Below are 11,166 nucleotides of genomic sequence, written 5' to 3'. Positions count from 1 at the left end.
CGCCCGCGCGCGCCCCCCGGGGGGCCCGCGCGGGGCGCGGCCGGGGGGGCGGGGGGGGGGCGCGCCGCGGGCCCGCCCCCCCCCCCCCCCCCCCCCCCGCGCCCGTGCCGTGCCTGTCCGAAAAACGGCGCGTCCGGCGGAAGTTGGGGCAGAGGGATCGTGAAAGCCTCGCCGGTGCGTATCGTGAGGGGCCGGGACCTCGCTCCCCCACACGGCCCCGACCGGACGGTGAGGCTCTGTATGACTCCGGCGCACGGACCCGATGCCGCGGACACCTCCGACGTGTCCACGGTGGTGGAGTTCAGGGGCGGTTCGGCGATGATCCCGGCCTCCCGGGACGTCGTGCACCGCTTCGTCAGCCGGCTCGCCGAGCTGGGCGTCGACCTGGCCGACACCTTCCTGGACACCGCCCGTCTGGTCGCCAGCGAACTGGTGACGAACGCGCTGCGGCACGCGCCCGGTCCCTGCCGGCTGGCGCTGACCCTGGTGGACGACCGTGTGGAGATCGCGGTCTACGACACGGGGGACGGCTTTCCCACGTTCCTGCCCCACGATCCCCTGCGGGTCGGCCGGCACGGCCTGGAGATCGTGACCCGCCTGTGCGGCGAGGTGATCACCAAGCCGCACGCCAAGGGGAAGACGGTGTACGCGCGCCTGCCGCTGACCTGACCTCCCTCACCCGGTCAGCGCCTGTTCGACGCTCGGGAAGCAGGCGATGAGCCCGTCGACGCCGACGAGCCGCAGCACCCGCTCGACGGCGTCCCGCGGTGCCGCGAGCCGGAGCCACACACCGCGGGACTCGGCCTCCCGGTGGGCGGAGATGAGCACGTTGATGCCGCTGGAGTCCAGGAAGCCCACCTCGCCGAAGTCGACGACCGTGCCCGGTGCCGACTGCACCGAGGACAGCAGGACGTCGCGCAGCCGGCCGCTGCCGTCGAGATCGACCTCTCCGGCGAGGCTGACGATGCTGACGCCGTCGCCCGTGGTGGTACGGGTGATCAGCAGCCGCTCGGGTACTGCCGGTCCCTCGATGTCCGCCACGCTGCCCTCACTTCTCGCATATGCCCGGCCGTCCATGGTGGCTTGATGTTAAGGCCCTTCGCCGTCCGTGGGGCCCCCTTGTGCGGACCCGGGCCGACGGGACCGGCGGCGCCGGTTTCGACGCGCGCGACGGCGTTCCTCTGACTACCGTCGAGGTGTGGTGGCTCATACATTCGAGGAGCTCGTGCACAAGCGTCGCGCGGCGGACCTGGCACAGCACCGGGTCGAGGAACTGCGCGACTCGTACGGGCCTCCCACGCAGCATCGGTGGACCCCGCGGCAGTCCGACACGTACGAGACCGCCGTGCGGGCCTGGCGCGACCTGGACCGGGACGCGCGGACCGCGATGACGGAGTACGTCAAGGAGGGAGGCCGGTCCCGGCACAAGATCGAGGCGAACGTCCGCAAGGCCGTCCAGGACGGGAGCCAGGGTCCCTGACCGGGATCAATGCGGGTTCGGCCGTCGTCAGTGCTGCCGCGCCATGGTCTCGCCGACCAGGTCGCGTACGGCGTCCAGGGCCGCCGCCCGGTCCTCGGGCACCAGGCCGATGCGGGTGCGCCGGTCGAGGAGGTCCGCCTCGTCGAGGGCGCCCTCGTGGCGCAGCGCCCACAGCAGCTCGGCGCCGGTGACGGGGTGCCCCGGCAGCACCCGCTCGGCGAGCCGGGGGTTCCGGGCGGCGAGGGCCTGGACGTCGGGCGCCTCGGTGCCGTAGCGCCGGACCAGGCGGTCCGGCGCCCGCACCGTGGCCAGGGCGTGCGGTGCGGCGGCGCCGACCAGGGGCAGGGTGGCGGTGGGGGAGGGGCCCGCGGTCAGGCCGCGGGCGGTGACGGCGGCGTTCACGGCGTCCTCGGCCATGCGCCGGTACGTGGTGAGCTTGCCGCCGACCACGGTGATCACGCCCTCCGACGAGGTGAGCACGGCGTGCCGGCGCGAGACGTCCGCCGTGCGGGGCCCGGCGCCCGGCCGGTCCGGCGAGGTGGTGTCCAGCAGGGGGCGCAGACCGGCGAAGGCGCCCACCACGTCCTCGCGGTGCACGGGCACGTCCAGTACCGAACCGAGCACGTCGAGCAGGAAGCCGACGTCGGTCTCGGGCACCTCCGGGACGTCCGGGACGTCGCCCTCCACGGGTTCGTCGGTCAGACCGACGTAGACCCGGCCGTCGCCCTGGGGCAGTACCAGGACGAAGCGGTTGGTCTCCCCGGGGACCGGCACGTGCAGGCCCGCGGGGAGCGGGCCGAGGTGCTCGGAGCGCAGGACGAGGTGGGTGCCGCGGGAGGGGCGGACGCGGATGCCGTCCACGAGGCCGCCGGCCCACACCCCGGAGGCGTTGATCACCGCGCGGGCCCGCACCACGCCCTCCTCGCCGGTCAGCTCGTCGCGTATCCGGGCGCCGGACGAGGTCAGCTCCAGCGCCCTGGTCCGGGTCAGGATCCGGGCGCCGCGGGCGGCGGCGGTCCGGGCGAGCGCGGTCACCAGCCGGGCGTCGTCGGTGAGCCGGCCGTCCCAGGACAGCAGGCCGCCGCGCAGCCGGTCGGAGCGCAGGGCCGGCGCGAGATGCCGGGTCTCCACGGCGGACAGCCGGCGCGGCGCGGGCAGCGTGGCCCGGGCCGTGCGGGCCGCGAGCCGCAGGGTGTCACCGGCCCGGAACCCGGCCCACGCCAGTGCGGCCTGGCCGCGGGAGACCAGCGGCGTCAGCGGCAGCACGAAGGGCTGGGCGCGCACCAGGTGGGGGGCCGTGCGCTCCATCAGCACCCCGCGCTCCACCGCGCTCTCGTGGGCGACGTCGAGCTGCGCGGAGGCGAGGTAGCGCAGGCCGCCGTGGATGAGCTTGGAGCTCCAGCGGGAGGTGCCGAAGGCGAGGTCGTGGGCGTCCACGGCGACGACGCTCAGCCCGCGGGCCGCGGCGTCCAGGGCGGCCCCCGCGCCGGTCGCGCCGAGGCCGACGACCACGACGTCCACGACGGGCCCGCCCACGGTGTCGGCCAGCTCGCGGGCGCGCCGTGCGGCGGACAGGGAGGCGGCCCCGGGGGCGGGGCTGCTGGTGGGGCTCATGGCGTGAGGGTCCTTTCCAGGATGGTCCGCAGCTCCGCGAGGAAGGCCGCGGAGGTCAGCTCGTCGTCGTCCTCGTCGGTCATGGTCCGCAGCGACAGGGCGAAGGACTGGACGACCAGCAGCACGGACCGCGCCTGCCGTTCGGGGTGCGCCCGGCGCACCGAACCGTCGGCGTGCCCTTGGCCCAGCGCGTCCTTGAGCAACTCCAGCAGGGCTTCCTGGCTCGCTCCGCGCCGGTCGAGGACGTAGGGCAGGAGCAGCTCGGGGTCGACGTCGACGATCTTGCGGAAGAGCGGGTGGGCGCGGAACCGCGCCACGCCGGTCACCAGTCCCTCGACGACGCGCGGGCAGGTCCCGGTGCCCGGCCGGGGCTCCGGGATGGCCCCGGCGGCCACCGCGATCCACTCGCGGGTCATCAGGTCGCCGACCAGGGACCGCACGTCCGGCCAGCGCCGGTACAGGGTCATCCGGGAGACACCGGCGCGGCGGGCGACGTCGGTCATCGTCGTCCGGCGGACCCCGACGGCCATCACGCAGTCGCGCACGGCGTCGAGCACCGTGTCGTTGTCCGAGGGGTTCGGCCGGGCCGAGTGGTTGTGACGGTTGGGCGTCATGTGTAACAGTGTAACGCCCCGCCGGGTGGTGCGGCAGGCATCCCCCGAAGCGACCGTGAGGACGACAGGCCATGGACATGCTGTGGAACGGCTGGGGCGACCCGGCCAGGGCGACGCCGCTGCCGGACACGGTGACCGGGCTGCTGCGCGAACTGCTCGGCGTCAAGCCCCGCGACGCCGCCCCGCTCCCGCTGGCGGAGATACTGGCGGAGATCGACGTCCCCGAGTCGCCCCTGGACGAGGCCGTCCGCCGGGCCCTCACGGCGGCGGTCGGCGGCCGTGCGGACGACGTGCGCACCGACGCGGAGACCCGCGTCCGGCACACCCGCGGCAAGTCCACCCCCGACCTGCTGCGGATGCGGACCGGCGACGTCACCGACACCCCGGCCGCCGTGGTCCTGCCCGACGGCCACGACGAGGTGCTGGCCGTGCTGGAGACCTGTGCCGAGCACCGGCTGCCGGTCGTGCCCTTCGGCGGCGGCACCTCCGTGGTGGGCGGCCTCGCCCCCGGACGCCGCGGCGCCTTCGTCGCCCTCGACCCGCGCCGCATGAACCGGCTGCTCGAACTCGACGAGGTCTCCCGCACCGCCCGCCTGCAACCCGGCCTGCGTGCCCCCGAGGCCGAGGCGCTGCTCGCCGCGCACGGGTACACCCTCGGCCACTTCCCGCAGTCCTACGAGTGGGCCACCATCGGCGGCTTCGCCGCCACCCGCTCCAGCGGACAGGCCTCCGCCGGCTACGGCCGCTTCGACGAGATGGTCCTCGGCATCACGCTGGCCACCCCCGAAGGCACCCTCGTCACCGGTCGCGCCCCGCGCTCGGCCGCCGGGCCCGACCTGCGCCAGCTCGTCCTGGGCTCGGAGGGCGCCTTCGGCGTCATCACCTCCGTCACCGTCCGCGTGCGGCCCGTGCCCGAGGTCCGCCGCTACGAGGGCTGGCGCTTCGCCTCCTTCGACGCGGGCGCCGCCGCTCTGCGCAGGCTCGCCCAGGACGGCCCGCGTCCCACGGTGCTGCGGCTGTCCGACGAGACCGAGACCCTGATCGGCCTCGCCCAGCCCGACGCCCTCGGCTCCTCCCTCGACCGGCAGGACGCCGGATGCCTGGCCGTCGTCGGCTTCGAGGGCACGGAGGCGGACACCGCACGCCGCCGCGAGGAGGCCGCCGCGGTCCTGCGCGAGAGCGGGGGCACCTTCGCGGGCGAGGAGCCGGGGGAGCGCTGGGCCCACGGCCGCTACTCGGCGCCGTACCTGCGGGACTCCCTGCTCGACGCCGGGGCGCTCGCCGAGACCCTGGAGACCGCGACCTACTGGTCCCGTGTCCCCGCCCTCTACGCCGCCGTCCGCGACGCGCTCACCCGCACCCTCACCGACGACGGCACCCCGCCGCTGGTCATGTGCCACATCTCGCACGTCTACGAGAACGGCGCCTCCCTGTACTTCACCGTCGTCTCCGCCCAGGGCGACGACGCCGTGGCGCACTGGACCCGCGCCAAGCACGCGGCCAACGAGGCGATCCTCGCCGCGGGCGGCACCATCACCCACCACCACGGCGTCGGCACCGACCACCGCGACTGGTACGTCCAGGAGGCCGGGCCCCTCGGCATCGAGGCCCTGCGCGCGGTCAAGCGCAGCCTGGACCCCGCGGGCGTGCTCAGCCCGGGCGTCCTGCTGCCGGCGGACTGACCCCGCCGACCGGCAGGCCGCACACCCGTGAGACAACAGTCCGGCACCACCCGTCAGCCCGGAGGCACTTCGATGCGACAGTTCACCGCCGTCGTCAACCCCACCGCGGGCGGCGCCACCTCGGCCGCCGCGCTGCTCGGGGTGGCCCGGCTGCTGCGGGAGGCGGGCGCCGGGCTGGAGACCGAGTACAGCCACAGCCTCGCGCACGCCCGGGAACTCGCCCGGCGGGCCGGTGAGCGGGGCCGGGTGGTGCTCGCCGTCGGCGGCGACGGGATGGCGGGCGGGATCGGCGGCGCGCTCAGCGGCACCGGGGCCGTGCTCGGTCTGGTCCCGGCCGGGCGCGGCAACGACTTCGCCCGCGCGCTGAAGCTGCCCACCGACCCGGCCGGGCTCGCCCGGGTACTGCTCGACGGCGAACCCCGGTCCGTCGACACCATCGAGGTCACCTCGGCCGTCCACGACCGCACCGTCGTGCTGGGCAGTGTCTACGCCGGTGTCGACGCGCTCGCCAACCACCATGCCAACAGCGCGCGCCTGCTGCGCGGTACGGCCTCCTACTACGCGGGCGCGCTGCGGGCCGTCGCCGGGTGGCGCGCGACGCGCTACCGGGTCACGGTCGACGGCGAGCAGCACGCCTTCACCGGCTACACGGTGGTGGCCGCCAACTCCGGCTACTACGGCTTCAACCGGCTCATCGCGCCCGCCGCCGAGGTGGACGACGGTCTGCTGGAGGTGGTGATGATCCACGACGCGCCGCGGTGGCTGTTCTTCAAGCTGATGAACGAACTCGGGACGGGCGCCCACGTCCACCGCCCGCAGGTCCGCGTCCTGCGCGGCAAGGAGATCCGCATCGAGGCGGACCGGGCGATACCCTACGGCGCCGACGGGGAGGTCGAGGCCGCCGTCCCCGTCACCGCGCGGGTACTGCCCGGCGCCCTGCGCGTGCTGTCCGAACCCGCGCGAACCGCCTAGTCCGCCCGGTCGGCCCGGTCCTCCCGGTCCGCCCTGTGCGTCACGCGAACCGGATCGAACGAGACCCGGGTGTGGGCGCGGTCGTCCGCCCAGACCACCTCGACGTGGCTTCCGCCCGCAACGACCTCCGTGACGGCCTCGGCCGGCGACACGTTCACCGGCTCACCGGTGAGTGCCGCCAGGCAGACGTGCAGGGAGGTCCCGCCCGCCTCGCCGGACAGCCGGGGCAGTTCGGCCCACGGCACGTACGCGGTGCCCTGCGGGGCACGCACCGTCTCCGTCCCGGGCAGCCAGCCGTGCAGTCCGTGCAGCGCGGAGACCAGGGGCTCCTCGGGGCCGGTGGCCCACCCGGTGTGCGTGAGCCGGGCCCCCGGCGGCGCCCCGACGACCCGGTGCACCCGCAGTTCGTACGGGCCCCGGGCCACCGTCACGCTCTCCACCCGCAGCCCCGGCACCATCGGGGCGCCGCCGGTGAAGACGGGCCGGTGCCAGGACGCCGCCCAGCCCCAGCCGTCGCCCTGCCCGGCGCCGAGCGGGTGGATGCGGCGCCGGACGCTGCCCCGGCCGTCCACCTCCACCGACAGGTGGTTGTCGGCGACGTTCGCCCCGGCCGTGGGGCCGGTCCGGGTCGAGTAGGCCTGCCGGCCGTAGTGCGGGTCGTCCTCGGCCGCCGACTCGCCCTCGTGCGGCCGGACATGGTCGCTTCCGTGGTTGTGCAGCCGTACGATCCCGTCCTCGTGCGTCGACTGCACCAGCAGTCCCGGCGCGGCGAGGGCCAGCACGCGGTCCGCCTCCTCCACCGGCGCCGGCTCCTCCGCCGCCGTCCACAGCGGGTGGTGGGCCGGGGCGAGGAGCGACACGAACGCCTTCGACGCCCAGTACGGGGAGGCCGGGCCCGAGTACGGCTGGAGGGTCGCCTCGTGCGGGCCGAACCAGCCCAGGCTCAGCAGCCCCTCGTCGCTCAGCGCACCGCGGTCCATGAAGTACCGCAGGCTGCCGCTCACCAGCCGTCGCGAGGCCCCCGGCGTCAGCGGGGTGTGCCCGGTCAGCGCGCCCAGACTCACGGCGGACGAGGCCGCGAAGCGGTAGGTGAGCGAGCGGCCGTAGTGCAGCGGCGCCCCGTCGGCGCCGAACATCAGGGCGAACCCGCCCAGGTGGGCCCGCAGCCGCTCCCCGTACCGGGCGAGGGCGTCGGCGTCGCCGGCGAGGTGGGCGTCGAGCACCGGGTACAGGTGCAGCGCCCAGCCGTTGTAGTGGTCGAAGGCGCGTCCGTCGCCGTCGGCGTACCAGCCCTCGCCCCGGTACCAGCCCTCCATCAGCTCCAGCGCCCGCCCTCGCGCCGCGGCCGTCTCGGCGTCGCCGCGGCCGACCGACTCCAGGAACCCGGCGACCGTGTACGGGAACAGGTACCAGTTGTTCGGCGCCGGCACGTGCCGCAGCGCCCCGCGCAGCCACTCCTCCACCCGGTCCTGGACCCCGGCGTCGAGGTTCTTCCACAGCCACGGCACGGTCAGCCGCAGCCCGAGCGCGACCGACGCCGACTCGACCATCGGCTGGCCCTGCACGTCGTGGTCGAGGATCAGCGGCCAGGACTCGGCGTCGTCGCGCCCGGGGGTGAGGGTGCCCGAGGCGAGGCCGCGCGCGTAGCGGCCCAGCCAGTCGTGCGGGTCCTCGCCGTCGGCGCCGGCGACCCGGAAGGCCGCCGCGAGGAACGTCCGCGCGAACCCTTCCAGGCCGTCGGAGCGCACACCCGAGCGCGACGGGCGTCCCGGCAGGTCGAGCAGGGCGCACCCGGGGGTGCTCCAGCGCCAAGCCGCCCACAGCAACCCGTCGGCGACGGCCTCCCAGTGGGCGCGGGTGTAGCCGGTGTACGGGCTCGACGCACGGTCCTCGGTGGGCAGTTCGAACGGGATGCTCATGCCAGGAACGCCAGCCTTTCGCGTCGTACGGGATGGAGGAAGCCGGCACCGGACGCCCAGCGGGTCGTCTCGGCGAGCGCGAGGTCGGCCAGTCGGCGCCACTCGTTGCCCTCGGAGCCGGCGAGGTGCGGGGTGATCAGGGCGTGCTCGCAGTCCCACAGCGGGTGGTCCGCGGGCAGCGCCTCGGGGTCGGTGACGTCGAGCACGGCCCGGATCCGGCCGGCCATCGCGGCGTCGGTGAGCGCCTCCTGGTCGACGACCGCCCCGCGGGAGGTGTTGATCAGCACCGCGTCGGCCGGCATCGACTCGATCAGCGCGCGGCCGACCAGACCGCGGGTGGTGGGCAACAGCGGGGTGTGCACGCTGACGGTGTCGCAGCGCGCGAACAGCTCCGGCAACTCGACTCGCCCGACGCCGAGTTCGGCCGCTTCGGCGTAGCTGACGTAGGGGTCGTGCAGCAGTACCTCGATGTCGTGCGGCCGCAGCAGCTCCACGACCCGGCGGCCGATCAGCGAGGCCGACAGGATGCCGACCGTGCGCCGGTAGTTGCCGACGCCGCGCGAGGTGCGCAGCCAGTTGCCCCGGGTCCGGGCGGCCCGGTAGTCGCGGGCCCGCTCCAGCACCCGCTTGCCGCTGAGCAGGATCATGCCCAGGGTGTACTCGGCGACCGGCAGCGCGTTGGCCGCGGCGGCCGAGGAGACCTCGACGCCCCGCTCCCAGCACGCGTCGGTGACATGCCCGCGGACACTGCCAGCCGTGTGCACCACGGCCCGCAGCCCCGGCGCCGCCCGCAGCACGTCCTCGTCCAGCGGCGGACAGCCCCAGCCGGTGACCAGCAGGTCCACGTCGGCCAGCACGGAGCGGGCCCGCGGGGTGGACAGGTCGTCCAGCACCGGGAACGGCGCGAGTTCGCAGACCCGGCGGAACGCGCCGAGCGACTGGGGGTCGAGGACGGCGGAGGCGGCGTCCGGGGACATGGCCACGGCGGCACGGGGCCGGAAGCCGGGTCCGGGGGCGTACGGGGTCACTTGACGGCTCCGGCGGTCAGGCCGCTGCGCCAGAAACGCTGGAGCAGCACGAAGGCGAGGATGAGCGGCAGTACGGCGAGCAGTGAACCCATGATCACCACGGGGTAGTACTCCGGCGACACGGACGCCGAACTGTTCCACTGGTACAGGCCGAGACTGACGGGATACAGGTCCTGGTCGGACAGCATCACCATGGGCAGGAAGAAGTTGTTCCAGATCGCGGTCAGCTGGAAGAGGAAGACGGTGATCAGGCCCGGCCCCAGCATCCGGAGCGCCACCCGGACGTACGTGGTCAGCTCGCCCGCCCCGTCCACGCGCGCCGCCTCCAGCACCTCGTCGGGCACATAGCCCCGCGCGAAGATCCGGCCGAGGTAGACGCCGAACGGGTTGAACAGCACCGGGATGAACACCGCCCAGAAGGTGTTGACCAGGCCGGCCTCGGACGCCATCAGGTACAGCGGCAGCGCGAGGACCGTCTGCGGCACCATGACCGCCGCCAGCACCAGGCCGAACAGCTTCTCCTTGTGCCGGAAGCGGTACTTGTCGAAGGCGTAGCCGCAGGCCACGCTCACCAGCGCGCCCAGGGCCGCCCCGAGGACGGCGTACAGCAGGCTGTTGACGTACCAGCGGCCGTACAGCCCGCCGTCCATGGCGAAGAGGTCGCCGAGGTTCTGGAGGAACGAGAAGTCGCTCAGCGAGAGCAGGTCGCTGCTGAACAGGGCGTCCCGCGTCTTGCTGGAGGCGAGCACCAGCCACAGCACGGGCAGCAGCGTGTAGAGGACGGAGACGGCGACGACCACGTTGACCGTGAGGCGGCCCAGCAGTCTCGGGCGGAGCAGCGAACTGTCGGTGGCGCTCATCGGGCCTCCTCGGAGTCGGCGCGGCTGGTGAAGCGGGTGACGCCGTAGGACAGGGCGATGGTGCACACCAGCAGGACGACCGAGGCGGCCGCCGCGAGACTGTAGTTGTTGCGGGTGAAGGCCGCGTCGTAGATGTACATGCTGGGCGAGAACCGGGAGCTGATCATCGGTGAGGACTGGCTGAGCAGCATCGGCTCGGTGAACAGCTGGAGCGCCCAGATCAGCGTGAAGATCGACACCATCACGATGGAGGCCCGCACCAGCGGCGTCTTGACCTGGAGCGCGGTGCGCACCGGCCCCGCCCCGTCGACCACGGACGCCTCGATCACCTCGCGCGGCACGGCCTGGAGGGCGGCGTAGAAGACCACCATGTTGTAGCCGAGGTTGCTCCACAGCGCGATGTTCACGATGGACGGGATCACCGTGTGCACGCCGAGGAAGTCGATCGTGATGTCGCCCTTCGCGAACAGCTCGATGACCGGACTGATGCCGGGCGTGTACAGGTACAGCCAGATCAGCGCGGCGATGATGCCGGGCACCGCGTGCGGCAGGAACAGGCCGAGCTGGGCGAAGGCGCGCAGCCGGACCACGCCGGAGTCCAGCAGCAGGGCGAGGACGAGCGCGCCGGCCACCATCAGCGGGATGTAGATCAGGCAGTACAGGGCGACCGTGCCGAGCCCGCCGAGGAAGGTGGGGTCGGTGAGCACGGCGGCGTAGGACCGCAGTCCGACGAAGACCGTGCGCTCGGGGCCGAAGCCGAGTCCGGGCTGGTCGTCGCTGTAGAAGCTGAGGTGGACGGCGGTGCCGACGGGGATCAGGAAGACGGTGACCAGCAGGGCGAAGAACGGCGTCATCAGGACGCCGCAGGCGGTCAGTTGGCGCCGCTTGGCGGCTCTGCGGGCGCGGATGCCGGAGGCGGAGGGCTCCGGGGCGGCGGCGCGGGTCGCGCCGGCCGGCACCCGTGAGTGGGTCGTCGTGGTCATGGGTGTCACCTGCC

At 74.3% G+C, this 11,166-nt stretch carries 11 protein-coding genes; 4 read left to right on the top strand and 7 right to left on the bottom strand.

What is annotated here, in order from left to right; translation table 11 throughout:
• Nucleotides 1-240 precede the first annotated feature (240 nt).
• Nucleotides 241-669 carry an ATP-binding protein gene (locus ACFWR9_RS21705; RefSeq protein ID WP_383844660.1) on the top strand — a complete coding sequence of 143 codons (429 nt, stop codon included), beginning with the start codon at nt 241-243 and terminating at the stop codon, nt 667-669.
• A gap of 6 nt (nt 670-675) precedes the next feature.
• Here ACFWR9_RS21705 and ACFWR9_RS21700 read toward each other — a convergent pair whose 3' ends face one another.
• The gene (locus ACFWR9_RS21700) at nt 676-1,041 is read right to left on the bottom strand and encodes an STAS domain-containing protein (protein ID WP_383844657.1); all 366 of its coding nucleotides are present in this window, start codon (nt 1,039-1,041) and stop codon (nt 676-678) included.
• A gap of 160 nt (nt 1,042-1,201) precedes the next feature.
• Between ACFWR9_RS21700 and ACFWR9_RS21695 the strand changes: the two genes are divergently transcribed.
• Nucleotides 1,202-1,480: a hypothetical protein gene (locus ACFWR9_RS21695; RefSeq protein ID WP_383844733.1), complete on the top strand. Its 279-nt coding sequence runs from the start codon at nt 1,202-1,204 to the stop codon at nt 1,478-1,480.
• Between the two features lie 27 nt (nt 1,481-1,507).
• Here the strand turns inward: ACFWR9_RS21695 and ACFWR9_RS21690 are convergent, their stop codons facing one another.
• Nucleotides 1,508-3,094 carry a glycerol-3-phosphate dehydrogenase/oxidase gene (locus ACFWR9_RS21690; protein ID WP_383844654.1) on the bottom strand — a complete coding sequence of 529 codons (1,587 nt, stop codon included), beginning with the start codon at nt 3,092-3,094 and terminating at the stop codon, nt 1,508-1,510.
• Nucleotides 3,091-3,708, bottom strand: a complete 618-nt coding sequence (locus ACFWR9_RS21685; RefSeq protein ID WP_383844651.1) for a TetR/AcrR family transcriptional regulator — start codon at nt 3,706-3,708, stop codon at nt 3,091-3,093. Before ACFWR9_RS21685 ends, ACFWR9_RS21690 begins: the two co-directional genes overlap by 4 nt.
• A gap of 71 nt (nt 3,709-3,779) precedes the next feature.
• Between ACFWR9_RS21685 and ACFWR9_RS21680 the strand changes: the two genes are divergently transcribed.
• Nucleotides 3,780-5,390, top strand: a complete 1,611-nt coding sequence (locus ACFWR9_RS21680) for an FAD-binding oxidoreductase (protein WP_383844648.1) — start codon at nt 3,780-3,782, stop codon at nt 5,388-5,390.
• Nucleotides 5,391-5,462: 72 nt separating this feature from the next.
• Nucleotides 5,463-6,362 (top strand): diacylglycerol kinase family protein, encoded by a 900-nt coding sequence (locus ACFWR9_RS21675; RefSeq protein WP_383844645.1) that lies wholly within the window; start codon nt 5,463-5,465, stop codon nt 6,360-6,362.
• Here the strand turns inward: ACFWR9_RS21675 and ACFWR9_RS21670 are convergent.
• Genes ACFWR9_RS21670 through ACFWR9_RS21655 form a run of 4 tightly spaced genes read right to left on the bottom strand, consistent with a single transcriptional unit; the run spans nt 6,359 to nt 11,152 of the window.
• Nucleotides 6,359-8,281 (bottom strand): DUF2264 domain-containing protein, encoded by a 1,923-nt coding sequence (locus ACFWR9_RS21670; RefSeq protein WP_383844642.1) that lies wholly within the window; start codon nt 8,279-8,281, stop codon nt 6,359-6,361. The genes ACFWR9_RS21675 and ACFWR9_RS21670 overlap by 4 nt on opposite strands.
• Nucleotides 8,278-9,309: a hydroxyacid dehydrogenase gene (locus tag ACFWR9_RS21665; RefSeq protein ID WP_383844639.1), complete on the bottom strand. Its 1,032-nt coding sequence runs from the start codon at nt 9,307-9,309 to the stop codon at nt 8,278-8,280. Before ACFWR9_RS21665 ends, ACFWR9_RS21670 begins: the two co-directional genes overlap by 4 nt.
• The gene (locus tag ACFWR9_RS21660) at nt 9,306-10,169 is read right to left on the bottom strand and encodes a carbohydrate ABC transporter permease (protein ID WP_122619129.1); all 864 of its coding nucleotides are present in this window, start codon (nt 10,167-10,169) and stop codon (nt 9,306-9,308) included. The genes ACFWR9_RS21665 and ACFWR9_RS21660 overlap by 4 nt, the downstream gene beginning before the upstream one ends.
• Complete coding sequence (locus tag ACFWR9_RS21655) at nt 10,166-11,152, bottom strand: carbohydrate ABC transporter permease (protein ID WP_383844636.1); 987 nt, start codon at nt 11,150-11,152, stop codon at nt 10,166-10,168. Before ACFWR9_RS21655 ends, ACFWR9_RS21660 begins: the two co-directional genes overlap by 4 nt.
• Between the last annotated feature and the right edge of the window lie 14 nt (nt 11,153-11,166).

It is taken from the genome of Streptomyces sp. NPDC058534 (assembly GCF_042717365.1).
In the GTDB taxonomy this organism is placed as follows: Bacteria; Actinomycetota; Actinomycetes; order Streptomycetales; family Streptomycetaceae; genus Streptomyces.
Note: the sequence above shows the minus strand (reverse complement) of the source record. Positions and strands in the feature narration are given on the sequence as shown.